Here is a 25,149-nt window from a genome sequence, read left to right as displayed (position 1 = left end):
ATCAGTCGGCGCTGGTGACCGACTGCACCGAGCCGTCGGATGCCAGGTTCACCAGCAGCACCTCATCGGTCTCGTCGGCGTCGAGCGCGTACTCGAGCACCGCGAACGGCTCCGACCCGCCGTGCTCGTCGGCGAGGATCGTCATGCTCGACAGTCGCAGTGACCGGATGATGTCGACCGCGGCATCACCGCTGACATCGACCAGCACGTCTTCGAGGTGATCGCCGAACGCCTCCTGCTGCTGCAGGATGTACTCGGTCACCTCGCTGGTGCGGTCATCGACCTCGGTGAGCATGGCGTTGCGCACCGTGGCGTCCAGATCCTCGATCCCGGCGATCAGCGCAGCAGCCACGTCCAGCGCGGCCATCGACACGTCGTCCTGATCCGGCGCGGTCAGGTCGACGGTGACCGACTGGTCACCGAAGTCCACCCGCTCGGTCCAGAAGATGGCGCCGTCGGGCCCTGAGGACAGCACCCCGAAATAGTCGTGTTCGATCGCCATATCGCTATGAAACCAGCCTCTCCGCGGCGGCGGTAGTCCCAGGTCGTGTCATGCGCCGACGAGAGATGCGACGAAGACGTGCGGGGTGAAACCGGTCAGATCGTCGATGCCCTCGCCCTGACCGAGCAGCTTCACCGGGATGCCCGTGCGCTCCTGCACGGCGAGCACGAAGCCCCCCTTGGCCGAGCCGTCGAGCTTGGTGATGACGAGTCCGGTGACGCCCGCGTGCTGCAGGAAGGATTCGGCCTGCATGACGCCGTTCTGGCCGGTGGTCGCGTCGAGCACCAGCAGAACCTCGCTGATCGGCGCCTGCTTCTCGATGACGCGGCGCACCTTCGACAGCTCGTCCATCAACCCGCTCTTGGTGTGCAGGCGTCCGGCGGTGTCGATGATCGCGATCTCGATGCCCTGGTTCTTGGCGTACTCGACCGTCTGGAAGGCGACGGATGCCGGGTCCTGCCCCTCCTGCTGCGGGCGGACGATGGCCGCTCCCCCGCGCTGCGCCCAGGTCGCGAGCTGCTCGACGGCGGCCGCGCGGAACGTGTCGGCGGCGCCGACCACGACGCTGCGCTCGAAACCGCGCAGAAACTTGGTGAACTTGCCGATCGTCGTGGTCTTGCCGACCCCGTTCACGCCGACCACGAGGACGACGGCCGGGCGCTCGGTGAGCTTGAGCGTGGTGTCGAACTTGGCGAATCGCTCTTCGAGCGTTTCACGCAGCATGCGCTGCAGGTCGCGCGGATCGGTGGTGCGGTAGCGGTCGACCTTCGCACGCAGCTCATCGATCAGCTGCTCGGTGATGTCGGGCCCGAAGTCGGCCGTGATCAGCGCTGTCTCGAGGTCTTCCCACGTCGTCTCGTCGATCGTGGGCTTGACGAACATGCCGCGCAGCGCGCGACCGAGGGACCAGGACTTCTCCGCCATGCCCCCAGCCTAGGCGTTCGCGCGGGACGGCCGGATCAGGCGGATGCCGCGGCGCGGTCACCCACGCGCTGGCCGACGACGGCCGAGACACCGTCCTGCCGCATGGACACGCCGTACAGGGCGTCGGCGATCTCCATCGTGCGCTTCTGGTGCGTAATCACGAGCAGCTGCGAGCTCTCGCGCAGCTGCTCGAAGACGGTGAGCAGACGCCCGAGGTTCGCGTCGTCGAGTGCGGCCTCCACCTCGTCGAGGATGTAGAACGGGCTGGGCCGCGCCTTGAAGATCGCGACGAGCAGCGCGACGGCGGCCAGCGACCGCTCGCCGCCGGAGAGCAGCGAGAGTCGTTCGATCTTCTTGCCGACCGGGCGCACGGCGACCTCGATGCCGGTGGTCAGCATGTCATCGGGGTTCGTCAGCGAGATGCTTCCGGAGCCGCCGGGGAACAGCAGCGGGAAGACCTCGCCGAAGGCCTGCCTGGTGTCTTCGAACGCGGCCGCGAAGATCGTCTGCATGCGCTCGTCGAGCTCGGCGATGATCGTGAGCAGATCCTGACGGGTCTTGGTCAGATCGGCGAGCTGCTCGGTGAGGAAGGCGTGCCGCTGCTCGAGCGCGGCGAACTCCTCGAGCGCGAGCGGGTTCACCCGCCCGAGCTGCGCGAGCTTGCGCTCGGCGTCCTTCAGCCGCCTCTCCTGGATGCGACGGTCGAACGGGATGCCCGTGGCGTCGTCGTCGCCGTCAGGCGCAGCTCCCGGATCGTGCGGGACGAGCTGGTCGGGGCCATATTCCGCGACGAGAATATCTTCGTCGAGCGCGAGCTCCGACGCCACGCGGTCGAGGAGGCTGCTGAGATGCAGCTTCTTCTCGTGGATCTGCAGCTCGAGTCCGTGGACGCTCTCGGTGAGTCCGGCGAGTCGGTCCCGCAGCGAGCTCTCCTGCTTGCGCAGAGCGACGAGCTCCTCGTTGTGCGCCGCACGCTCGGCCTCGGCGGCGGCGAGGGCCACCCGGGCCTCGCTCACGGATCGATCGATCGAGTCGAGCACGCGAGGCAGCTCGTCGGCGACCGCCGATGCGGCCGCCCGCTGTGCACGACGGATCACAGCCCGTCGCGCGGCCTCGGCAGCGGCATCCCTCTCCTGCTCGCGCTGGCGCTCGAGAGCGACCACCCGTGCCTGTGCGGCGCGCACGCGCTCCCGCAGGGTCTCGATCTCGAGCCGAGCACGCACCTCGCCCTCGCGCGCCGTCTCCAGCGCGTCGAGCAGCGTGTCCCGGGCGGAGGCATCGAGCACCGGGCGCGGCTCGGACTGGGCCGCCTGCAGTTCGTCCTTCGCCGCAGCGGCCTTCTCTTCGGCATCTGCGACGGCGGACTGCGCCTGCGTGAGGCTCGATTCGAGCCGCGCGCACTCGGCGACCGCGGCCTCGTGCTGCACCGTGACGCGGTTGACCTGCTCGGCGTGGTTCGCCAGTGCGGCGTCGTGCTCGCGAAGGGCACGCAGGGCGTCCTTCGCGACCCGCCGCGCCGTCTCGACGCGCTCGGTGGCGTCCACCCGGGTCTCACGCAGCGCGTCCACGACGGTGCGCACCTCGGCCAGGCGGTCGGTCGCGGCGTCGCGCTCGGCCATCAGCTCGAGGCGTGACGTCTCGCCGGATCCGGCGCGGAGGGTGTGGGCGGTGACCACCTCACCGGTTCTGGTCACGATCGTCATGCGATCGTCGCCCATCGCGTCGAGAGTGCGGCGCACGCCGCGCGCGGCGTCGAGATCGTCGGCGATCAGCACGCTGGCAAGCAGCGACCGCACACCGTGCGGCGCATCGACGACGTCTGCTGCGGGCACTGCGCCGGCCACGTCCGGAGTGACGACCGCCGGGGCCACCGTGCCCTCGGCGACGACCAGGTCCACCGTTGCCCGTGAGCCCTGCGCCACGATCGCGAACGCGTCGCCGACGGCATCGACCAGCACGCCCTCGGCGAGCGGACCGAGCACGGCGGCGATCGCGCCCTCGAACCCCGGCCGCACCTGCACCGAGTCCCCCACCAGGCCGCGGACGCCTGCGGCTCCGGATGCCACGATCTCGGCCGCACCGCCCGACAGCGACAGCGCGCTGGTGAGCGCCGCCGCCTTGGCGGTCAGCGCGTCGGCTTCACGCTCGGCGTCGTGCAGCCGCTCCCGCAGCGAGTCCCGCTCGGACTCTGCGGCGGCGACGTCTTTCTGCGCCTGGTCGTACGCGGCGGCGTACTCCGCAGCCGAGCCGTCGGGTGCGTGCGCGTCATCGATCGCCTCGCGCGCGTCGGCTGCCTCGCGGCGACGCTGGTGCGCCGCTTCGAGCGCCTGCTCCTGTCGCAGCACCGCGCCGCGCACGGCGGCCAGCGCCGATGCCGCTGCGTCGGCATTGCCGCGCAGGGTGCTCAGCCGCATGTCGTACCGCGACACCAGAGCGCTCTGCTCGGCGATCTCGACGTCGAGGGTGTCGAGCTCGGCGCGGGCGTTCACGACATCCCGGCTCGCAGCGGCAGCGGCATCCTGCGCGTCGCCGAGGCCCTCCGAGATGCGCGTGATCTCGTCGGCGGCCTCGTCGATTGCCTCCTGCGTAACGGTGATCGCCGTGACCGCGTCGTCGTCTTCGCCGCCCAGCAGTGCGAGACGCTGGTTGGCCAGCGTGTACAGACTGCGCATGCGCTCCTGAGTCTGCTCCAGAGCGAAAGACACACTGCGCGCGCGATCGACGGCGGCGGAGTTCTGCTGCTGCTCGAGCCGCTGGATGCCCGCGCGCACACCCTCCGCCTGCTCCGAGAGCACCAGACGCTCGGTGTGCCGCTCATGCTCGGTGCGGGTGTGATCGGCGAGAGCTGTGCGCAGGGCGACCACGTCGTCGGCGAACAGGCGGGCCTTGGCATCGCGCACCACCGCCGCGATCGTCTGGGCCTCGCGGGCGATCTCGGCCTGCCTGCCCAGCGGCTTCAGCTGCCGGCGGATCTCGCCGGCGAGATCACTGAGTCGGGTGAGGTTGGTCTCCATCGCGTCGAGCTTGCGGACCGTCTTCTCCTTGCGACGACGGTGCTTGAGGATGCCGGCGGCTTCCTCGATGAAGCCGCGACGGTCTTCGGGCGACGCCTGCAGCACGGTGTCGAGGCGCCCCTGGCCGACGATGACGTGCATCTCGCGCCCGAGACCCGAATCGCTGAGCAGCTCCTGAACATCGAGCAGTCGGCAGCTCGAGCCGTTGATCGCGTACTCGCTCGAGCCGTTGCGGAACAGCGTGCGGCTGATCGTCACCTCGGCGTAGTCGATGGGCAGCGCGCCGTCGCTGTTGTCGATGGTCAGCTGCACCTCTGCGCGGCCGAGAGGCCCGCGGGTCGACGTGCCGGCGAAGATGACGTCTTCCATCTTCCCGCCGCGGAGGGTCTTCGCCCCCTGCTCCCCCATCACCCAGGCGAGCGCGTCGACGACGTTCGACTTGCCCGACCCGTTCGGGCCGACGATGCAGGTCACACCGGGTTCGAACACGAAGGAGGTAGGTTGCGCGAACGATTTGAAGCCCTTGAGCGTCAGGCTCTTCAGATGCATGCCGGCGCCTTCGGGGTCAGGGTGTTCACGGGTCAGACGCTACCGGAATCACGCGGTACGACGCGGATTCCGCGCCGTATTCTGCGGCTTCTGCGCAGACGATGACGTTCACGCGACACGCCGACGTCGCAGAAAACGCTTGACGGGAGCTGGGCGTGTTCACTAGCGTGGCGTCCGATCACACGAGAGGAGGTCACCATGATCACGAACAACAGCGCCGCCTGGTTCTTCACCGCGTCGCCCGTCTGCGCGCCATTCGCCGCCGTGCCGGTGACCTTCGCCCTCTCTCAGGGCTAGAACCACACCGCCTCTCCCGATCTCTCCGACGCGTTCGCGCGTCAGATCGATGATCGCCGTCGCCGCCTCGCGGGCGTGCGACCTCCGCCCGCACTGCGGGCCTCGCCCGTCAGCATCCTGACGCTCCCGTTCGGACCGAGTCCGTGCCGGCCGTCTCGAGACGCTGCGTTCTCGGGCGCCTGTTCCGTCGTTCGCGGCGGCGGGTTCGCCCAGCCATCACCACAGAAAGCGCACACATCGTGAGCACCGTCCTGCTGTCCGATCAGCGACAGCGATCCACGTCCATCCATCCGCCGGATACCGAGGGTCACCAGACCATCAGCATCCCCGATCGAGACGGTCTGCAGCGTCTGACGCTCACCGACCGGCTGTTCCTCCGCGTCGGGCTGTGGCTGCTGCAGCGCAGCACCCGCGACCGTCACAAGGAGTTCCCCTCGCCTGTGCCGGAGCTCGATCGCCGGCCGATCCGCGAGACCGAGGCGATGGCCCTGCTGGCGTGGGGCTATCAGCGTAACTGGCTCTGAGAGGCAGATGATGTCCATCACCCTTGCCGCCGGCGCCACCCTGCGTCCGCTCGAGCTTCCCGGCCGAGCGGACGCGGGGCCGTCCCCCGCCGTGCACGCTTACGCCGCCGTACGCAACGAGATGCTCATCGAGATCACCGGCCGCGACGATGACTGCCTCACCGCATCGGAGCTGCTGTCGACGCTCGCCTCCACGCCCGACTGCGACCGGCTTCACTGGGCGATCGAGCTCGGCGATGACACCGTCGGACGCTGCGCCCTCGACATCCTGCATGACGACGGCGGCGAGACCGCGTTCGTGAACGTCGCCCTGCTCCGTCGCGCGTGGGGCCGTGGAATCGGACCGGCCACCTACGCGCAGATCGAGGCGATGGCGCGGGATGCCGGGGTGCGCAAGCTGCTGCACTGGTCGGAGCATCACGATGCCGACACGCCGCTGCCGCGGCTCGACTCCCCCACGGGATTCGGATCGGTTCCCGTCGACCGGGCGGCACGCTTTCTGCAGCGCACCGGCTTCCGGCTGGAGCAGGTCGCACGAGGAAGCACGCTGGTCTGGGGCGAGGGCACCGGTGAACATCTGCGCAGCCTGCGCGAGGACGCGGCCGAGCACGCTGCGGACTACCGCATCGTGCAGTGGACGATGCCGACTCCTGACGAGCATGCCGGCGGCTATGCCTGGATGAAGTCGCGCATGTCGACCGACGTGCCCGATGGAGAACTCGGGATGCCCGAGGAGACCTGGGACGCGGAGCGGGTGCGCCGGGAGGAGTCGCGTCTGATGCAGCGCGGCTGGACCCTTCTCGTCACCGCGGCGCAGCACGTCGTCACCGGCGAACTCTGCGCGTTCAACGAACTCGCGCTCGGTCAAGACGAGACGGCGAGCACCCACCAGTTCGACACCCTGGTGCTCTCCGAGCATCGCGGGCATCGACTCGGGATGCTGGTGAAGACGGCGGGTCTGCTGGCCTGGCACGACAGGCATCCGCTCTCCCCTCGCGTGACCACCTGGAACGCCGAGGAGAACCGGCCGATGCTCTCCATCAACGAATCCATCGGCTTCACGCCGATCGCCTACGAGGGCGCCTGGAGAAAGGACCTCGCATGAGCACCACCACGACCCCCGACACGAACGCATTCACCATCGTCGCCCTGACCGTGCCGGAGACGCTGGACGGCCCGGATGCGGCGGACTTCCACACCTTCGTCGCGCTGAACAACGCCATCTGCCTCAGCGACACCGGGTTGCACGACCTGGGCACGACCGCCGAGGAGATGCTGCCGCACTGGCGAGCGATGACCGACCATGTGCAGCGGACCCTGCTGGCTCAGGAGAACGGCGAGATCGTCGGCGCGGTGACCGTGAGCCACGCGACCGCAGAGCCCACCAGCGCGGAGATCGATCTGATGGTGATGCCGGAGAACTGGGGGCGCGGCATCGAGCGGGCGCTGCTGGCCGCCGCAGAGGCCGAGGTGCGGGCGCTCGGCCGCAAGGTGATCCAGACCTGGACCCTGCACCGCCCCGACCCGGGCGAGGAGCCGCTGGTTCCGAAGACAGGATGGGGACGGGTGTCGCGCACGCCGGTTGCGCAGCTGATCGGCGACGATGGCTTCACGCTCGAGCAGGTGGAGCGCAACAGCGTCTTCGACCTGCAGGCAGATCTCGCGCCGATCGAGCGCATGCTCGCCGCTGCTCTGGCCGTGGCCGGAGATGAGTACCGCCTCGTCGAATGGACCGTGCCCACCCCGCCCGAGCTGCGCGCAGGATACGCATGGGCACTGTCGCGAATGTCGACAGACGCACCGAGCGGAGATCTGGAGGTGGACGAGGAGATCTGGGATGCCGATCGCATCGCCCGGCGCGACGCCAGGTTCGTCGAGGGCGGCCAGACCGTCTCGGTCGCCGCGGTGGAGCATGTGGCGACGGGCACCCTCGCAGCGTTCAACGAGCTCGTGACCGGCACCGACCCCGAGGGTGTGACGCACCAGTACTGCACGCTCGTACTCAAGGAGCACCGCGGTCACCGCCTGGGCCAGATCGTGAAGTGCGCCAACATCCTGCGCTGGCGCGGTATCGCGCCGAACTCACCCCGGATCACCACCTTCAACGCCGAGGAGAACCGGCCGATGCTCGACATCAACGAGGCGATGGGCTTCGTGCCTGCCTCGTATGCGGGCGCCTGGCAGAAGAAGCTGGCCTGATGTTCACCCGAGTGGGCCCGTATGGCAGCATCCCGCGCCCCGAAGCGACCATATGGGACCACCCGGCCACGCAGCGCCACCTCGAAGAGCCGCCCCGCCCCTCGAGTGGGCCCGTATGGCGGCATCCCACGGCCCGAGGCAGCCCGACGGGACCACCGGGCCACCCGGGGCGAGCCCGCGACCCGCGCTGCCTCGGCCACCACCAGGATGGGGCGCTGCTGGCTCGTGGCCTGGAGCGGCGCCGTGATCTTCGAGATGTCGGAGCCGACTTGCGACGCGATGCGTGATTCAGGTCAGCGCCGACGCTGACAGCGCGGGCAGTAGTGGCTCGAGCGGTTCATGAAGGCCTCGCGACGGATCGGGCTGCCGCATCGCGGACAGGCCTCTCCCCCTCGTCCGTAAGCGTTGAGCGAGTGCGCGAAGTAACCGGCCTGCCCGTTCACGTTCACGTACTGCGCGTCGAAGCTCGTGCCGCCTTCGGCCAGGGCCTTCTCGAGCACCAGGCGCACCTCGCTCATCAGCCGGCGCATCGCCTGCGCCGAGATGTGGGTGCCGTGCGTCTCGGGGTGGATGCGCGCTGCCCACAGCGACTCGTCAGCGTAGATGTTGCCGATCCCGCTGACCAGTGACTGGTCGAGCAGGATGCGCTTGATCGCACTCGAACGCCGCCGGATGCGGTCGATCACGTCGCGCTCATCGAACGCCGGATCCAGCGGATCGCGCGCGATGTGCGCGACCTGTGACGGCACGAGCGGTTCGGCCGTGCCGTAGCCGCCCGGGGCGGCATCCGGAGTGGGCAGCAGGCGGTCGACGGCCAGCGAGCCGAAGGTGCGCTGGTCGGCGAACACGACGGCGAGCACGCCGTGACGGGGATGCTCGATGCGCAGCCGCACGCGCTCGTGACGCTCGAGCGGGGCATCCGGATCGCGCAGCAGCATCTGTCCGCTCATGCCGAGATGCGCGACGAGCGCCTCCCGCTCCCCCGCGCGGTCGCCGAGCGGCAGCCAGAGGAACTTCCCGCGCCGTGCGGCCGCGCGCACGTCGCGGCCCTCGAGACGGCCGACGAAGTCGGCGGCGTCGAGCGGATGCCGGGTGAGCGCGCGTTCGTCGAGCACGTCGACCGAGAGCACGCGCGCCCCGGTGACGGCGGGCGCGAGACCGTGACGGACGACCTCGACCTCGGGAAGCTCGGGCACGCCGGATCAGACCCGGTCGCTGAGCAGACGCCACGCGGTGAGCGCGGCAGCCATCTCGGCCGTCTTCTTGCTCGTGCCGACGCCGCTGCACGACACCTCGCCGACCTGCACCGTCGCCGTGAAGACACGATCATGATCGGGGCCGGTCGATTCGATGGAGTACATCGGCGGGGGCGACCCGAGACGGGCCGCCAGCTCCTGCAGGCTCGTCTTCGGGTCCATCGCGGCGCCGTAGCGCTCGGGATCGGCGAGCAGCGGCTCGGTCAGCCGCAGCACCAGCTCGGTCGCGGCATCCGGACCGGCAGAGAGGAAGGTCGCGCCGAAGACGGCTTCCATCGTGTCGGCGAGGATCGAATCCTTGTCGCGGCCGCCGGTCTGCTCCTCGCCGCGCCCGAGGCGGAGGTGCTCGCCGAGGCCGATAGCGCGAGCGACCTCGGCGAGGGCGACGGTCGAGACGACGCTCGCGCGTCGTTTGGCCAGCTCGCCCTCGTCGAGGTCGGGAAGCGTGGTGAAGAGCATGACGGTCACCGCGAGACCGAGCACCGAGTCCCCGAGGAACTCGAGACGCTCGTTGTTCGGGATGCCGCCGTGCTCGTACGCATAGGAACGATGCGTGAGCGCTCGTTCCAGCAGCTCAGGATCGATGTCGACGCCGAGCTTCTCGACCAGCGAGGCTTGCCCGGTGAGAATCTCGGTCATGACCGATCCGATCAGATGTCGGCGACCTTGCGGCCCTTGTACTCGAGGAACAGCTCGGTGCCCTGCGAGTCGGTGACGACCTTCGCCTGGTGAGGACGGCTGTAGACGACCTGACCGTTCTCGATGGTCTTCACCAGAGCGGTCGGCGTCGCCTTCCACTGCGCGCGGCGCGAGCGGGTGTTCGAACGGGAGACCTTGCGCTTCGGGGGGTTACCAGCCATGACTAGCTCTCTTCTTTCTCGGCGGCGTGACGCTCTGCCGCGCCGTCCTGGTCTGTGATCTGTCGGAGCGCGCTCCACCGAGGATCGATGGGAGCAGGGCTCTCTGCACCGGCGCTCTCGGTCAGCCTCTCACCCGTGTTCGGGTCGAGACCCGGGCAGTCCGGCTGACACACCGGCTGAAAAGGAAGCGACAACACGATCGCCTCCCTGATCAGAGTTTCAAGATCCACGTGGTCGTCTTGAACTTCGAAGTCAGTTTCTTCCTCACCAGGATACGCGAAAAGCTCCTGGAACTCGACTTCGACGGGCGCGGAGATCTCGGTGAGGCAGCGCCCGCACTCTCCGGAGTACTCCGAATCAGCGGTTCCCGACACGAGGATCCCCTCGTGCACGGATTCGAGACGCACGTCGAGATCAAGGGTCTCGCCGGCTTCGACCGCGACGATGCCCTCACCCCATTTCTCGCTGAGAGTCACTTCGAAGCGGTGCTCGCGCATCTCGCCCGGCTTGCGGACGATGTCACGGACAGGGAGGAAGAAGGGGCCGTCGACTCGGGATTTCACCTGGCCATGCTACCCGTCGTCACATGGGTGCGGGCCGAACGGCTCAGAGCCCGCGGGCCCCCGTGTCGAGGAACGACGCGACCACGGGCGGCACGAACGGCGAGACGTCACCGCCGAGCGCGGCGACCTGCCGCACCAGCGAGCTCGACACCATCGCGTGGGCCGGGTCGGGCAGCAGGAACACCGTCTCGATGTCTGCCAGGTGGCGGTTCACGATCGCCATCGGCGACTCGTAGGCGACGTCGACCTGCGACCGGATGCCCTTCACCAGCACCCCGGCATCGACATCGCGGGCGTAGTCGACGAGCAGGCCCATGCTCCACGATCCGACGATGATGTGTCCGTCGACGCCGGCCTCGGCGATCGACTGCTCGAGGAGGCTGAGGCGCTGCGCGATCGGCAGCATCGCCTCTTTGCCGGGGTTGTGCACCACCAGCACGTGCAGCTCGTCGTAGAGACGGGCGGCACGCGAGATCACATCGAGGTGGCCCAGCGTGGGCGGGTCGAACGATCCGGGAACGACGGCGATCCGAGAATTCACTTCGACTTACTCCGTTCGCTCAGTACAAGCACTCGTTCAGCCTATGACACCGCACCCTCAGTTCTTGCTGAGGGCCGCTCGATCCGACTCGCTCACCCGGCCGGCGATCGCGACGCGCAGACCCGGATGCTGGACGAGCATGGGGTCGTCTTTCAGGATGTCGGCGGCGATGTCGCGCGCGTAGGCGATGAGTCCGGCATCCTTGACCACCCGAAGCAGGCGCAGCGACGACTTGACGCCCGCCTGAGCCGCGCCGAGCACGTCGCCCTCGCCGCGCAGCTCGAGATCGACCTCGGCCAGCTCGAAGCCGTCGAGTGTGGCGGCGACCGCCTCGACCCGCTCTCGCGCGAGCGATGCGCCCTCGGCCTCGGTCACGAGCAGGCAGAGGCCCGGGTGCTCACCGCGGCCCACGCGACCGCGCAGCTGGTGCAGCTGCGACACGCCGAACCGATCGGCGTCCATGATGACCATGGTCGAGGCGTTCGGCACGTCGACACCGACCTCGATCACCGTCGTGGCGATGAGCAGGTCGATCTCGCCGCGCGCGACGGCGCGCATCACGGCATCCTTCTCGTCGGCCGGCATCTTGCCGTGCAGCACCGCCCGACGCACGCCGCCTAGCACCGGATGCGTGGCGAGCAGCTCATCGAGCTGAACCACACCCCACCGCGGGCCCTTGCCCTCGACGTCCGCGGGCGGCTGGTCGTCGGCCTCGACCGATTCCTTCGCGGTGTCGATCGCCGCGCACACGGCGAACACCTGACGGCCGTCCGCGATCTCCTCGGCCGCACGCGCCCAGACCCGCTGGAACCATTCGGGATGCTCGGCCAGCGGGGCGACGTGGGTCGTGATGCCGGCTCGGCCGGCGGGCATCGAGCGGATGACCGAGGTGTCGAGATCGCCGAACACGGTCATCGCCACGGTGCGCGGGATGGGCGTCGCCGTCAGCACGATCGCGTGCGGCGCGGTGCCCTTGGCGCGCAGCATCTCTCGCTGTTCGACGCCGAATCGGTGCTGCTCGTCGACGACGACGAGCGCCAGGTCGGCGAAGGTGGTCTTCTCGGAGAGCAGCGCGTGCGTGCCGATCACGATCAGCGACTGACCGGATGCCACCCGCAGGGCGGCCTTGCGCCGCTCCGGTGCCGACATCTGCCCGGTGAGCAGAGTGGGCATCAGCTCGGCCGCCGTATCGGGACCGAGCATCTTCGTGATCGACCGCAGGTGCTGCGCGGCGAGCACCTCGGTGGGGGCGATGAGCGCGGCCTGCCCTCCCGACTCGGCCGTCTGCAGCATCGCCCGCAGCGCGACGAGGGTCTTCCCCGAGCCGACCTCGCCCTGGATGAGACGGTTCATCGGCCGATCGGCGCTCAGATCGGCCGCGATCTCGGCCCCGACGCGCTGCTGGTCGGGAGTCAGCGTGAAGGGCAGACGGGCGTCGAAGCGCTCCAGCAGGCCGCCGGAGCGGGCGAGCCGTGGAGTGGCGGTCAGTGCGCGCACCTGGATGCGCTGCTGCAGCAGTGCCGTCTGCAGCACGAGAGCCTCGTGCATGCGCAGCGTGCGCACGGCCGGATCGATGTCGGCCTTGCGCCGCGGTCGGTGAATCGCGTCGAGCGCCTGGCGGGCGGTGAGCAGTCCTTCGTGCGCGCGGATGCCGTCGGAGAGGGGGTCGGGCACGTCGCCGAGCTGGTCGAGCACGACGCCGATCAGCTTCGCGATCTGCCAGCTCTGCATGGCGGAGGTCGCCGGGTAGATCGGAATGGGAACGTCCTGCAGGGCATCCGCCTGGCGGTAGGCGCTCTCGGCGTCGTCGAAGAGCTGGTAGTCGGGGTGCGCGAACTGCACCCTGTCTTTGAACACGCCGACCTTGCCGGAGAAGATGCCGCGGCGACCGACCGACAGCTCTTTCCTGCGCCACTCCGCCTGGCCGAGGTTCTTCGCGAAGAAGGTCAGCGACATCTGGCCGACGCCGTCGCCGATGACGACCTCGAGCATGGCGCCGCGCCGGTTGCGCATCTCGCGGGCCGTCGCCGAGATGACCTCGCCCACGATGGTGACGGTCTCGCCGATCGGCAGCTCGAGGATCGGCGTCAGCTCGCCGCGATCGGCGTAGCGCCGCGGATAGTGTCCCAGCAGATCGCCGACGGTGGTCATCGTGAACGCCTTGTCGAGGGTCTTGGCCGTGGACGTGCCGACGGCGGTCGTCAGCGGCGTGTCGAGCTCGAAGGGCATGGTTCGAGTCTACGGAGGGCCTGAGACAGAGACCGCTTGTCGTATCGTGATCGGGTGACGAGGATCATCGCCGGCGAGGCACGCGGCGCACGGCTCGACGTGCCGGGTGCCGGAACCCGCCCCACCAGCGACCGGGTTCGCGAGTCGCTCTTCGGAGCGCTGGAGTCGATGGATGCCATCGACGGCGCCCGGGTGCTCGATCTGTACGCCGGCAGCGGCGCGCTCGGCCTCGAGGCGTGGAGTCGCGGCGCCCAGAGCGTCGATCTCGTCGAGATCTCGCGCTCGGCGGCGACCGTCGTCGGGCGCAACGTGAATGTGGTGGCCAAGGCGATGAGCGCTGCTCCTGCGGCGAGAGTGCACCAGAGCACCGTGCGCGCCTACCTGTCGCGTACGCAGGGTCCGTTCGACCTCGTGTTCACCGACCCGCCCTACGACCTCGACGACGCGGCGATGACGGCCGACCTGGTCGCGCTCGCGCCGCTGCTGTCACCGGACGCGGTGGTGGTCATCGAACGCGGCAAGCGCGCGACTCCTCCCGACCTCGACGCCGCCGGTCTCGTGCTCATGAGAGAGAAGGCGTACGGTGACACACGGGTGTGGTGGGCGGAGCCTGCGGATCGCGGGGTCTGACCGCGCTGCGCCCTCAGCGCGTGCGATCCCAATCCCGGTACGGGTCCCATCCCGTCTCGGAGACCGGGCTGCCGTCGACGAGCACCGGAGCGTCAGCGCGCGCGGTGACCGTGCCGATCCGCTCGAAGCCCGCAGGCAGGGTTCCCGCTGGGAAGGTCGCCAGCAGGCCGTGATCCTCTCCCCCGCCCAGCGCACGGCCGCGGTCGCCGCCGAACGCCAGCGCATCCAGCGCCGCGCCGGAGAGCGCGATCGTCACGCCCGACGCATCCGCCAGCCGTGAGGCATCCAGCGCGAGGCCGTCGGAGAGGTCCATCATGGCTGTGGCTCCGGCATCCGCCGCGATCGGCCCGAGGGCGAGCGGAGGCACCGGCCGGAGCTGCCGATCCAGTGCACCTTGCTGCACGGCATCCAGCGTCGAGCGATCCGCCGGTACCGGGGTCGTGCCGTCGCGGAAGCGGGTGAACAGCAGACCCAGCCCCGCCGCGGCCACGCCGAGTTCGCCCGCGAGGGCGACCACGTCGCCGTCTCGCGCACCCGCGCGGGTGACGGCAGATCGCCCGCCGAGATCCCCCAGCGCGGTCACCGCGATCATCAGCCGTTCGGAGACCGTGAGGTCGCCGCCGACGACCGAACACCCTGAGGTGAGTTGAGCACAGCATTCCCGGAAGCCGTCGGCCATCGCCTCGACGAACGACAGCCGGGTGTCTGCCGGCACGGCGAGCGACACGAGCAGGGCCGTGGGAACCGCGCCCATCGCGGCGATGTCGGAGAGGTTGACGGCTGCGGATTTCCAGCCGAGGTCGTAGCCGCTCGACCACGCGAGCCGGAAGTCGGGCCCTTCGACCAGGGTGTCGGCACTGGCGACGATCGACCCGGACGGCGCGGCGATCACCGCCGCGTCGTCACCGGGGCCGAGCACGGCGTGAGCGGCCGGTGCGGTGCGCGCGAGGATCGCCCGCAGAACCGCTCCCTCCGAGATGTCGCCGATGCGCGGGTCGTCGTCGGAGCCGGATGCCATGCCGTCAACGGTAGCCTGGAATCATGCTGCGCCGTCTCGCCCTGATCACCGGTGCGGCGATGCTGCTCGCCCTCACCGGATGCTCGAGCACCGTCGCCCTCACGCCCGCCGCCGACGCGAACAACCCGGAATGCGCCGAGGTGACGGTCCGTCTGCCGAAGAGCGTCGCGGGGCAGGATCGCCGCTGGACCGACGCGCAGGCGACCGGTGCGTACGGGAACGACGGGAAGACGAGCGTCATCGTGACCTGCGGCGTCGCCGTTCCCGGCCCGACCGCCGACCTGCAGTGCGTCACGCTCGAGGGCATCGACTGGCTCGTGGACGAGTCCGAGGCGCCGCGGATGCGCATGACCACCTACGGCCGTGACCCCGCGGTTCAGGTCTTCGTCGACACCACGATCGTCAGCGCCAACGACGTGCTCACCAGCTCGGGCATCGTGTCGGGCGTGCGGATGATCGAGGCCGAGGGCGCCTGCTCGGCGCCGGATGAGCTGCCCGAGTAGCCCTTCGGCAGGCTCAGGGACCCAGGTGGGCTCAGGGCCCTTCGGCAGGCTCAGGGACCCAATACGGCTCAGGGACCCAGGTGGGCTCAGCGGCTCAGGCCGCCCTCAATCAGCTCGGTGATCAGCTCGCCGTAGCTCAGGCCCGACGCGATCCAGCACTTCGGGAACATCGAGATGGGCGTGAACCCGGGCATCGTGTTCAGCTCGTTGACGACGATCTCGCCATCCGCGGTGAGGAAGACGTCGACCCGCGCGAGCCCCTTGCCGTCCACCGCCTCGAACGCGCGCACGCCGATCTGCTGCACGGCCGCGATCTCGGCATCCGTCATATCCGCCGGGCACACGACGTCGACGCCGTCGCCGCCGAGGTACTTGCCCTCGAAGTCGTAGAAGCCGCGCGAGGTGAGCACGATCTCACCCGGCAGCGATGCGCGCACCCCGTCGGCGGTCTCGAGGATCGCGACCTCGATCTCCCGTCCGACGATGCCCGTCTCGACGAGCACCTTCTCGTCTTCCGCGAAAGCCACCTCGAGAGCCGCGTCGAGCTCGCCGAGGCTTTCGACCTTCGACACGCCGACGCTGGATCCTGCCCGGGCGGGCTTGACGAACAGCGGCAGGCCGAGCTCGGCGATCGCCGCGCGCAGCGGTGCCGAGTCCTTCCGCCAGGCGCGCTGCCGCACGGTCACCCACGATGAGACGGCGATGCCCTCCGATTCGAGCGCCACCTTCATGAAGTGCTTGTCCATGCACATCGCCGAGTCGAGCACTCCGCCGCCGGCATACGGGATCTCGAGGGTGTCGAAGAAGCCCTGGATCGTGCCGTCCTCGCCGTGCGTGCCGTGAAGGATCGGCAGCACCACGTCGACGGCGGCGAGGTCGACGGCCGACCCGTCGGGTGCGATCACGCGCAGTATCCGGTCGCCGCCGGCCTCCGGCCAGCGGATCCTGGTGCCGTTGTCGAGCACCTCGGGCATGTTCGCGGCGTCCAGCGCGAACTTCGCCGGGTCGTCCTGCTCGAGCACGAAGGCGCCCTCGCGGGTGATCCCGACCGGGATCACGTCGTAACGATCGCGGTCAATCGCCGCCAGCACTCCGCCCGCCGTTGCGGAGCTGATCGAATGCTCGCTGGAACGCCCGCCGAAGAGCACCACCACCGTCTGCTTGTCCATGTCTGGTCGTCTCCTCCTGGGGAGTGTCGTCGTCGGTGGTGAGGTGCGGTGCGATGTCGCGGGGGTCCATCCGCCCGTCGAGCACCATCTTCACCTGCTCCACGATGGGCATGTGCACTTCGGACTCGTGCGCGAGTTGAAGGATCGGAGCGACCGAGGCCAGGCCTTCGGCGGTCTGGTTCATCTGCTTCACCACATCGTGGAAGCTGTACCCCTGGCCCAGCAGACGCCCGGCCGTGTTGTTGCGGCTGAGCGGCGACTGGCAGGTCGCGATGAGGTCGCCGAGGCCCGCCAGACCCTGCAGCGTCTCGGGGCGGGCGCCGTTCGCGACGGCGAAGGCGGTCATCTCGACCAGTCCTCGGGTGATGATCGACGCCTTGGTGTTCTCGCCGTATCCGACACCGTCGACGATGCCGATGGCGACCGCGATCAGGTTCTTCAGGACCCCGCCGAACTCTGTGCCGATCACGTCGGTGTTCACGAACGACCGGAAGTAGCGGTTGCGCGCGGTGCGCGCCACCGCATCAGCCGTCTCCTGGCTGGCAGAGGCGATCACGGCCGCGGTGGGCTGCTCGCGAGCGATCTCGAGCGCGAGGTTGGGTCCGGATGCCACGGCGATGCGATCCGGGTCGCACTGCAGCTCCTGCGCGATCACCTGGCTCATCCGCAGGCCCGACGAGCGCTCCACGCCCTTCATCAGGCTGATGATCGGGATCTCCCGGTCGGCGATCAGCGGGCGCAGCGCCTTCAGGTTCTCGCGCAGCGTCTGGCTCGGCACCGACAGGTACACCTGCTCAGCGCCGTCGAGGGCGCGGGCGAGCTCGTGCGTGGCGTGGATGCTGCGGGGCAGGTTGATCCCGGGCAGGTACTTCGAATTGCGCTTGGCCTCGGCGATCTCCTGTGCGAGCTCGGGCCGGCGAGCCCACATGGTCACCTGGGCGCCGCCGTCGGACAGGATCTTGCCGAACGTCGTTCCCCAGCTGCCCGCGCCGATCACCGTGACACGCGTGCCGGACGGCTGCGGTGTGCGCTTATGAATCAAGGCGTCCCGTCTCCCTCTGCCCGTGCTCGCCCGGGTTCCAGCGCTTCTCGGGAGCCTGCTCATCGCGCAGCTGCTCGAGCAGGGCGGTGATGGCTGCCATCAGACGCTCGGTCGCGATGGTCAGCACCCGGGGGTCGCCGGCGCGATCGCGCAGGTCGGACAGATCCACCGGATCGCCGATCAGCACGCGGACGGGTTTGCGCAGCGGCCAGAGGCTGAGTCCCTTCTGGTAGCGCCCCATGATCTGCTGGGTGCCCCACTGCGCCATCGGGATGAGCGGGATGTCGCCGGTGAGCGCGAGACGCACCGCACCCGATTTGCCGCGCATCGGCCACATCTCCGGGTCGCGCGTGAGAGTCCCCTCGGGATACACGATCACACCGCGACCGTTCTCGACCAGGTCGCGGGACTGCGTGAGCGTCTGCTTCGCGGCCGATGCCGACGACGCGCGCGCGACGGGGATCATCCCCGTCCTGCGCAGGATCCAGCCGAGCACCGGCACGCGGAACAGGCTGTCCTTCGCCATGAACCGGGGCAGACGCCCGGCGCGGTACACGGCGATCGCGACGATCAGCGGATCGAACTCGGAATAATGGTTCGGCGCCAGCACGAAGGCACCCTTGCGGGGCAGCTTCTCGGCGCCGGAGACGGTGATCTTCGCCAGCAGCGACACCAACGGGATGATGAGCACCGCAAGCGGCCAGAAGAGACTGGGACGGCTGCGTTCCGAGGCGGCCATCAGCTCACCGGACGACGTCGAAGTCCGCACCCAGGGCGCGGAGCTTGTCGAGGAACTTCTCGTACCCGCGGCTGAGGATGTCGACGCCCGAGACCTGCGACTCGCCCTCCGCGGTCAACGCGGCGATCACATGGCTGTAGCCGCCACGCAGGTCGGGAACGACGATGTCGGCCGCGTGCAGCGGCGTGGGTCCGGTGATCACAGCCGCCTGCTCGAGCTCGCGACGCGGCACGCGACGCGGCCCGTTCTGCAGCCCGTGCGGGTGCACCTCGATGTCGGCGCCCATCTTCACCAGTGCCTGCGTGAAACCGAAGCGGTTCTCGTAGACCGTCTCGTGCACGATCGAGCGGCCCGGCGCCTGGGTCAGCGCCACGATCAGCGGCTGCTGCCAGTCGGTCATGAAGCCCGGGTGCACGTCGGTCTCGACGGTGACCGGCTTGAGCTCGCCGCCACGACGGAAGAGGATGCCGTCCTCCTGCACGTCGAACCAGCCGCCCGCCTTGCGGAACACGTTCAGGAACGTGAGCATCTCCTGCTGCTTGGCCCCGGCGACGAAGATCTCTCCGTCGGTGGCCAGTGCGGCGCTCGCCCACGATGCGGCCTCATTTCGGTCGAAGATCGCGCGGTGATCGTATCCGCGCAGCGCATCGACGCCCTCGATGAGGATCACCCTGTTGGGCTCGTACGAGATGATCGCGCCCATCTTCTGCAGCACCGCGATGAGATCCATGATCTCCGGCTCGATGGCCGCGTTGCGCAGCTCGGTGACGCCCTCGGCGCGAACGGCGGTCAGCAGCACCTGCTCTGTCGCCCCGACGCTCGGGTAGGGCAGGTGGATGCTCGCACCCTTCAGGCCGTTCGGCGCCGAGAGACGGATGCCGCTGGGCTGCTTCTCGACGACGGCGCCGAACTTGCGCAGCGCGTCGAGGTGGAAGTCGATCGGGCGGTCGCCGATGCGGCATCCGCCGAGGTCGGGGATGAACGCCTGGCCGAGACGGTGCAGCAGAGGTCCGCAGAAGAGGATCGGGATGCGTGACGCTCCCGCGTGCGCGTCGATCTCTTCGTAATGGGCCGATTCGACGTCGCTCGGGTCGAGGATCAGCGAGCCGGGCTCGTCGCCTTCGGTGACGGTCACGCCGTGCACCTCGAGCAGCGAGCGCACCACGGCGACGTCGCTCAGGTCGGGGACGTCACGCAGCGTGCTCGCCGTCTCGCCGAGCAGGGTCGCGACCATCGCCTTCGTGGCGAGGTTCTTGGCACCCTTGACGTCGACGCGTCCGCGCAGCGGCCTTCCGCCGCGGATCGCGAGGACGGATCCGGCGGGGGCCGGAACCCGGTCGTCTACAGCAACTCGCGGCGATGTCGTCATTCGGGCCTCATCTTCTTCGGGACGTCACGGCACTCGCCGCGATGTCTGCGTCTGTCACGGCGGATGCCGCAGGGCTTGTGGCCCTCGGGCCCACGATGCTCCGCCCTATCGGACAGGAAGCGTACGTGGCCGCCACGACTCGCGACGGGCCTCGAACTGCGCGATCTTGTCTTCGTTGCGCAGGGTGAGCCCGATGTCATCGAGCCCTTCGAGGAGCCGCCATCTAGTGTAATCGTCGATCCCGATGGGGGCCTGGAAGACAGCCTCGGAGCCCGGTGCCGAATCAGGCACGGTCACGGTGCGGGCTTCGAGGTCGACCGTGACCGAGCGACCCGGCCGCTCGTCGATCAGCTGCCAGATCCGCTCGATCTCCGCCTCCTCGACGGTCGCGGCGAGCAGACCCTGCTTGCCGGAGTTGCCGCGGAAGATGTCGGCGAAACGCGACGAGAGCACGACCTTGAAGCCGAAGTCGCGCAGCGCCCAGACGGCGTGCTCGCGGCTGGATCCGGTGCCGAAGTCGGGCCCGGCGACCAGCACGGATGCACCCTGATACGACGCCTGGTTCAGCACGAACTCCGGGTCCTGACGCCAGCCGTGGAACAGGGCGTCCTCGAAGCCGGTCTTGGTGACGCGCTTCAGGAACACGGCCGGGATGATCTGATCGGTGTCGACGTTCGAGCGCTTCAGCGGAGCGGCGATGCCGGTGTGGGTGGTGAACTTCTCCATCAGATGCTCGCTTCCAGGTCTGCGGGGCTCGACAGTGTGCCTCGGATCGCGGTCGCGGCGGCGACCAGCGGCGAGACCAGGTGGGTGCGACCGCCCTTGCCCTGGCGTCCCTCGAAGTTGCGGTTCGACGTCGACGCGCAGCGCTCGCCCGGGGCGAGCTGATCGGGGTTCATGCCGAGGCACATCGAGCATCCGGCGAAGCGCCATTCGGCGCCGAACGCCTCGACGATCTTGTCGATCCCCTCGGCTTCCGCCTCGAGACGCACGCGGGCCGATCCGGGAACGACCATGACGCGCACGCCGTCGGCCTTCTTCTTCCCGTCGATGATCGACGCGAAGGCGCGCAGATCCTCGATGCGACTGTTCGTGCACGAGCCCATGAACACCGCATCGACCTTGACCTCCTTCAACGGGGTGCCCGGGGTCAGTGCCATGTACTCGAGTGCCCTCTCGGCCGCGGCGCGCTCGTTGGCGTCGGCGATCGCGGCCGGGTCAGGCACCGATGACGACAGCGAGCTGCCCTGGCCGGGGTTGGTGCCCCACGTCACGAACGGCTCGAGCTCGTCTGCGTCGATGAACACCTCGGCGTCGAAGGTCGCGCCCTCGTCTGTCGGCAGGGTGCGCCAGTAGGCGACCGCGTCTTCCCAGTCCTGCCCCTGCGGAGCGTGCGGCTTGTCCTTGACGTACGCGAACGTGGTCTCGTCGGGGGCGACCATGCCGGCGCGCGCACCGGCTTCGATCGACATGTTGCAGATCGTCATGCGGCCCTCCATCGAGAGGTCGCGGATCGCGCTGCCACGGTATTCGAGCACGTAGCCCTGCCCGCCGCCGGTGCCGATCTTCGCGATCACGGCGAGGATGACGTCCTTCGCGGTGACGCCGGGGCGCAGGGTGCCCTCGACATTGATGGCCATGGTCTTGAACGGCTTCAGCGGCAGCGTCTGGGTCGCCATGACGTGCTCGACCTCGCTGGTGCCGATGCCGAACGCCATCGCGCCGAAGGCGCCGTGCGTGGAGGTGTGCGAGTCGCCGCAGACCACCGTTATGCCGGGCATCGTGAGCCCGAGCTGCGGGCCGACCACGTGCACGATGCCCTGCTCGGCATCGCCCAGCGAGTGCAGGCGCACGCCGAACTCGGCGGCGTTGCGACGCAGCGTCTCGATCTGCGTGCGGCTGGTGAGGTCGGCGATCGGCTTGTCGATCGCGAGGGTCGGGGTGTTGTGGTCTTCGGTCGCGATCGTCAGGTCGAGCCGGCGCAGCGGACGCCCCTCGGCGCGGAGCCCGTCGAACGCCTGCGGGCTGGTGACCTCGTGCACGAGGTGCAGGTCGATGTAGATGAGATCGGGTTCGCCGTTCTCGCCCTTGACGACGAGGTGATCGTCCCAGACCTTCTCGGCCAGGGTGCGCGGCGCTGTGCTGCTGGTCATGCGGTGTGTTCCTTTGATGGCTCGAAGAGTCGGCCCATGATGGACTCCGCGACGAGGAAGGCCTTAGATCGAGGTCCCGTCGCGGCTGCTAAGAAGAAGAACCACCCGCCGCATGCCGGTCAGTTTACACGGCGTCGACGGGTGGCCCTCCCGCGTGTGTCACACAGCGGAACCGGTCGGGTTCAGCTCTCGACGGCTGCCTTCCTGTCGCGTCGCGAGGCGACCAGGCTGGCGATCGTGGCGACCGCCATCGAGGCGAAGATCACGCCGAGCGACACCCAGTTGTTGATGTCGGGTGCCCACTCGATCGCCTGCCCGCCGTTGATGAAGGGCAGTTCGTTCTCGTGCATCGCGTGCAGGATCAGCTTGACGCCGATGAACGCGAGGATGAACGCGACGCCGTAGTGCAGGTAGCGCAGGCGGTCGAGCAGGTCGCCGAGCAGGAAGTAGAGCTGGCGCAGCCCCATGAGCGCGAACAGGTTGGCGGTGAAGACGATGAACGGGTTGGTCGTCACCCCGAAGATGGCGGGGATGGAGTCGACCGCGAACATCAGGTCCGTGACGCCGAGCGAGACGAAGACGATGAGCATCGGGGTGAAGATCTTGCGTCCGCCCACGACCGTGCGCAGCTTCGGACCGTCGTACTCGTCGCTGATCGGGATGACGCGGCGGATCTGGCGGACGATGAAGTTCTCGGTCTTGGCGTCTTCCTCCTCCTTGTCGGGCATGGCCTGACGGATGGCCGTGAACACGAGGAAGGCGCCGAAGACGTAGAAGATCGGGCTGAGATGCTCGACGGCTGCACCGACGATGAGGATGAAGATCGCGCGCAGGATCAACGCGATGATGATGCCCACCATCAGAGCTTCCTGCTGGTAACGACGCGGCACCGAGAACTGCGTCATGATCAGCACGAAGACGAACAGGTTGTCGATGGAGAGGCTGTACTCCATCGCCCAGCCGGTGAGGAAGTCGAGCGACGACTTGGTGTCGCCGAAGAAGAACAGTGTCCCGGCGAAGATCAGCGCGAGTGCGACGTAGAACGCCACCCAGAGGCTGGACTCCTTGGTGGAGGGGATGTGCGGTCGCTTGAGGATGAGCAGGAGATCCGCGATGAGGATCACGGTGAGCACGATGAGGGACGTGACTTCGAACCAGACGGGAATCAAGGACTGGCGCCTTTCGGAGAGTGCGATGATGACCGAAAGTCTCTCCCCGCATGTGTGACATGCGCCGCGCGGCCGGAGCAGCTTTGATGGTGCTCGTGATGACGATCCGCGCGATATCGGGATACTCCCCCTCGCTGACTCGATCGTAGCGGATCTGAGACGGTCGACTCTGTCAGGACACCTGCATATGAGAGACACTCAGACGACAGCGAACGGAAGAGGATGCCGAACAGCACGCAGGACCGCGAGTGGGCCGCTCGAGCCGCATCCGGTGATCACGATGCGTTCCGGGCGATCTACCGCGCCTACGTGCGGCCGGTCTACTGGATCGCCCACGGGATCCTCGGCTCGCCCTCCGACGCCGAGGACATGGTGCAGGAGACGTTCGTGGTCGCCTGGCGGAAGCTGCCCGGCCTCGAACTGCTCGGAGACTCCCTGCTGCCCTGGCTCGCGACGATCTGCCGCTTCCAGTCGGCGAACCGCCTGCGGCGGCTGCGCCGCGACAGCGCGAACACCGCGGATGCCGTGGACGATGCGCTTCCGGGCACGGTCAGCGTCGAGGATCAGGTCATCGCGGCGTCGCTCGCCGAGCGGATCGCCGCGGAGGTGGAGCGGCTCGACGACACCGATCGGGAGATCTTCCGGTTGTGCGCCGTGGAGGGGTACGCCTACGAGGCGGCCGCGACGCAGCTGGGAGTGAGTCACGCCGCGGTTCGCAATCGTCTCTCCCGAGTGCGCTCGCGACTTCGCGGCGCGGTGAAGGAAGTGAGAGACGCATGAGCGAGAAGAGCGGGCTGCCTCCGCTGAGCGACGAGCGCATCGCGGAGATGGAGCGCACGATCGTCGATCGGATCGCGCAGGAACCGCGTGCGAGCGCGAGCACGGCGGCTGCGGGACACCGTCGTCGACGCCGGTGGGCCACGGCACTCGGGGTGGCCGCGGCGTTCGCCGCCGGCGCGCTCATCGCTCCGCCGCTGGTGAACGGACTCGGATCGGCGATGCCGAGCGGCGCCGGCGACTCGGCCGCCGTGGCGCCGGCCCGCGATGCGGGCGGCGCACCCGAGAATGCGGAGGGCGACTCCGCCGACGGCGCCGTGGACGGGTGGTCCTCCTCCGGCGGGCCGGTGGCTCCCCGCGACGACGATGGCAGCAAGGGGGCGGACACGCCCTTCGCGACCCTCGACGACACCCGGGAGATCGTCGTGACCGCCGAGATGACGCTGCGGGTGAAGGACGCCGAGAAGGCCGCGGACGAGATCACGGCTCTGGCAGCCGCGCACGGCGGCTTCGTCGAGTCCGCCTCGCTCGGGCTCGACCCGAGTGCGGGCGACATCGTTCCCGAGCAGCCGCGCGAGCCGGGCTCCGGCTGGATCAGCATCCGGGTCCCCGCCGCCGATCTGAGCGCGGTGATGGCCGCCGCAGGCAAGGATGCCGATGTCCTGCACTCATCGATCTCGCGTGACGACGTCACCTCGACGGCCGTCGATCTGCGGGCGCGGATCGCCTCGGCCCGCACCTCGGTCGAGCGTCTCACAGACCTCATGAGCAGGTCCGGGTCGGTGGCCGACCTGATCGCCGCAGAATCGGCACTGAGCGAGCGCCAGGCGCAGCTGGAGAGCTACGAGCAGCAGCTGAAGACCCTCGACGAGCAGGTCACACTGTCGACCCTCTCGATTCAGCTGACCGAGAAGACGACCGCGACCGAGGCGGACCCGGCAGGCTTCGGCGACGGCCTGCTCGCCGGGTGGAACGGGCTTATCGCGAGCATGAACGGTCTCGTGGTCGTCATCGGATTCCTCCTCCCCTGGCTCGGCATCGCCGCGGTCGTGCTGCTCGTCGTGTGGCTGATCCGCCGCCGGCGCCGCCCGCAGGCGACGGACTGAGTCGGCGCACGCCGCT

At 69.0% G+C, this 25,149-nt stretch carries 24 protein-coding genes; 7 read left to right on the top strand and 17 right to left on the bottom strand.

Going from position 1 to position 25,149, the window contains the following annotated elements; all coding sequences use genetic code 11:
- Position 1 precedes the first annotated feature (1 nt).
- Genes ACWIDW_RS01580 through smc form a run of 3 tightly spaced genes read right to left on the bottom strand, consistent with a single transcriptional unit; the run spans position 2 to position 4,989 of the window.
- Complete coding sequence (locus ACWIDW_RS01580) at positions 2–502, bottom strand: DUF2004 domain-containing protein (RefSeq protein WP_454122412.1); 501 nt, start codon at positions 500–502, stop codon at positions 2–4.
- Between the two features lie 48 nt (positions 503–550).
- On the bottom strand, positions 551–1,426 hold the full coding sequence (gene ftsY / locus ACWIDW_RS01575; protein ID WP_454122411.1) for a signal recognition particle-docking protein FtsY: 876 nt from the start codon (positions 1,424–1,426) through the stop codon (positions 551–553).
- 35 nt (positions 1,427–1,461) lie between these two features.
- On the bottom strand, positions 1,462–4,989 hold the full coding sequence (gene smc / locus ACWIDW_RS01570; protein WP_454122409.1) for a chromosome segregation protein SMC: 3,528 nt from the start codon (positions 4,987–4,989) through the stop codon (positions 1,462–1,464).
- Between the two features lie 536 nt (positions 4,990–5,525).
- Here smc and ACWIDW_RS01565 point away from each other — a divergent pair.
- Genes ACWIDW_RS01565 through ACWIDW_RS01555 form a run of 3 tightly spaced genes read left to right on the top strand, consistent with a single transcriptional unit; the run spans position 5,526 to position 8,009 of the window.
- Entirely contained in the window at positions 5,526–5,810 is a 285-nt protein-coding gene (locus ACWIDW_RS01565) for a hypothetical protein (protein WP_454122408.1), read from the top strand.
- 10 nt (positions 5,811–5,820) lie between these two features.
- On the top strand, positions 5,821–6,915 hold the full coding sequence (locus ACWIDW_RS01560) for a GNAT family N-acetyltransferase (RefSeq protein WP_454122406.1): 1,095 nt from the start codon (positions 5,821–5,823) through the stop codon (positions 6,913–6,915).
- Entirely contained in the window at positions 6,912–8,009 is a 1,098-nt protein-coding gene (locus tag ACWIDW_RS01555) for an N-acetyltransferase family protein (protein WP_454122404.1), read from the top strand. The genes ACWIDW_RS01560 and ACWIDW_RS01555 overlap by 4 nt, the downstream gene beginning before the upstream one ends.
- Positions 8,010–8,302: 293 nt before the next feature.
- Here ACWIDW_RS01555 and mutM read toward each other — a convergent pair whose 3' ends face one another.
- The 6 genes from mutM to ACWIDW_RS01525 all read right to left on the bottom strand — a co-directional run bounded on the left by mutM (position 8,303) and on the right by ACWIDW_RS01525 (position 13,458).
- Positions 8,303–9,205 (bottom strand): bifunctional DNA-formamidopyrimidine glycosylase/DNA-(apurinic or apyrimidinic site) lyase, encoded by a 903-nt coding sequence (gene mutM / locus ACWIDW_RS01550; RefSeq protein WP_454122403.1) that lies wholly within the window; start codon positions 9,203–9,205, stop codon positions 8,303–8,305.
- Between the two features lie 6 nt (positions 9,206–9,211).
- Positions 9,212–9,904: a ribonuclease III gene (rnc, locus tag ACWIDW_RS01545; protein WP_454122402.1), complete on the bottom strand. Its 693-nt coding sequence runs from the start codon at positions 9,902–9,904 to the stop codon at positions 9,212–9,214.
- 11 nt (positions 9,905–9,915) lie between these two features.
- Positions 9,916–10,125 (bottom strand): 50S ribosomal protein L32, encoded by a 210-nt coding sequence (rpmF, locus tag ACWIDW_RS01540; RefSeq protein ID WP_313354372.1) that lies wholly within the window; start codon positions 10,123–10,125, stop codon positions 9,916–9,918.
- 2 nt (positions 10,126–10,127) lie between these two features.
- Complete coding sequence (locus tag ACWIDW_RS01535; RefSeq protein ID WP_454123227.1) at positions 10,128–10,622, bottom strand: YceD family protein; 495 nt, start codon at positions 10,620–10,622, stop codon at positions 10,128–10,130.
- A gap of 109 nt (positions 10,623–10,731) precedes the next feature.
- A complete protein-coding gene (coaD, locus tag ACWIDW_RS01530) occupies positions 10,732–11,229 on the bottom strand; it encodes a pantetheine-phosphate adenylyltransferase (RefSeq protein WP_454122400.1) in 498 nt (165 codons plus the stop codon).
- 57 nt (positions 11,230–11,286) lie between these two features.
- Positions 11,287–13,458 (bottom strand): ATP-dependent DNA helicase RecG, encoded by a 2,172-nt coding sequence (locus tag ACWIDW_RS01525; protein ID WP_454122398.1) that lies wholly within the window; start codon positions 13,456–13,458, stop codon positions 11,287–11,289.
- A 54-nt stretch (positions 13,459–13,512) separates the two neighbouring features.
- Between ACWIDW_RS01525 and rsmD the strand changes: the two genes are divergently transcribed.
- On the top strand, positions 13,513–14,088 hold the full coding sequence (gene rsmD / locus ACWIDW_RS01520) for a 16S rRNA (guanine(966)-N(2))-methyltransferase RsmD (RefSeq protein ID WP_454122396.1): 576 nt from the start codon (positions 13,513–13,515) through the stop codon (positions 14,086–14,088).
- A gap of 13 nt (positions 14,089–14,101) precedes the next feature.
- On the opposite strand, the gene thiL is transcribed toward rsmD, so the two are convergent.
- On the bottom strand, positions 14,102–15,106 hold the full coding sequence (gene thiL, locus ACWIDW_RS01515) for a thiamine-phosphate kinase (protein ID WP_454122394.1): 1,005 nt from the start codon (positions 15,104–15,106) through the stop codon (positions 14,102–14,104).
- 23 nt (positions 15,107–15,129) lie between these two features.
- On the opposite strand from thiL, the gene ACWIDW_RS01510 reads away from it, so the two are divergent.
- Entirely contained in the window at positions 15,130–15,609 is a 480-nt protein-coding gene (locus ACWIDW_RS01510) for a DUF3515 family protein (RefSeq protein WP_454122392.1), read from the top strand.
- Positions 15,610–15,695: 86 nt separating this feature from the next.
- Here the strand turns inward: ACWIDW_RS01510 and ACWIDW_RS01505 are convergent, their stop codons facing one another.
- The 7 genes from ACWIDW_RS01505 to ACWIDW_RS01475 form a co-directional block, all read right to left on the bottom strand.
- Positions 15,696–16,778, bottom strand: coding sequence for a D-alanine--D-alanine ligase family protein (locus ACWIDW_RS01505; protein WP_454122391.1), 1,083 nt, complete (start codon positions 16,776–16,778; stop codon positions 15,696–15,698).
- Positions 16,684–17,775: an NAD(P)H-dependent glycerol-3-phosphate dehydrogenase gene (locus ACWIDW_RS01500; RefSeq protein WP_454123226.1), complete on the bottom strand. Its 1,092-nt coding sequence runs from the start codon at positions 17,773–17,775 to the stop codon at positions 16,684–16,686. Before ACWIDW_RS01500 ends, ACWIDW_RS01505 begins: the two co-directional genes overlap by 95 nt.
- A 34-nt stretch (positions 17,776–17,809) precedes the next feature.
- Positions 17,810–18,559 (bottom strand): lysophospholipid acyltransferase family protein, encoded by a 750-nt coding sequence (locus tag ACWIDW_RS01495; RefSeq protein WP_454122390.1) that lies wholly within the window; start codon positions 18,557–18,559, stop codon positions 17,810–17,812.
- 4 nt (positions 18,560–18,563) lie between these two features.
- Positions 18,564–19,928 carry a UDP-N-acetylglucosamine 1-carboxyvinyltransferase gene (murA, locus tag ACWIDW_RS01490; RefSeq protein ID WP_454122389.1) on the bottom strand — a complete coding sequence of 455 codons (1,365 nt, stop codon included), beginning with the start codon at positions 19,926–19,928 and terminating at the stop codon, positions 18,564–18,566.
- 105 nt (positions 19,929–20,033) lie between these two features.
- Positions 20,034–20,654 carry a 3-isopropylmalate dehydratase small subunit gene (leuD, locus tag ACWIDW_RS01485; RefSeq protein WP_454122387.1) on the bottom strand — a complete coding sequence of 207 codons (621 nt, stop codon included), beginning with the start codon at positions 20,652–20,654 and terminating at the stop codon, positions 20,034–20,036.
- Positions 20,654–22,081 carry a 3-isopropylmalate dehydratase large subunit gene (leuC, locus tag ACWIDW_RS01480; RefSeq protein ID WP_454122385.1) on the bottom strand — a complete coding sequence of 476 codons (1,428 nt, stop codon included), beginning with the start codon at positions 22,079–22,081 and terminating at the stop codon, positions 20,654–20,656. The genes leuD and leuC overlap by 1 nt, the downstream gene beginning before the upstream one ends.
- Positions 22,082–22,263: 182 nt before the next feature.
- On the bottom strand, positions 22,264–23,250 hold the full coding sequence (locus tag ACWIDW_RS01475; RefSeq protein WP_454122383.1) for a TerC/Alx family metal homeostasis membrane protein: 987 nt from the start codon (positions 23,248–23,250) through the stop codon (positions 22,264–22,266).
- Positions 23,251–23,472: 222 nt separating this feature from the next.
- On the opposite strand from ACWIDW_RS01475, the gene ACWIDW_RS01470 reads away from it, so the two are divergent.
- Positions 23,473–24,030, top strand: coding sequence for an RNA polymerase sigma factor (locus ACWIDW_RS01470; protein ID WP_454122382.1), 558 nt, complete (start codon positions 23,473–23,475; stop codon positions 24,028–24,030).
- Positions 24,027–25,133, top strand: a complete 1,107-nt coding sequence (locus ACWIDW_RS01465; RefSeq protein ID WP_454122380.1) for a DUF4349 domain-containing protein — start codon at positions 24,027–24,029, stop codon at positions 25,131–25,133. Before ACWIDW_RS01470 ends, ACWIDW_RS01465 begins: the two co-directional genes overlap by 4 nt.
- Positions 25,134–25,149 lie beyond the last annotated feature (16 nt).

It is taken from the genome of Microbacterium sp. NPDC055312, assembly GCF_053645675.1.
Note: the sequence above shows the minus strand (reverse complement) of the source record. Positions and strands in the feature narration are given on the sequence as shown.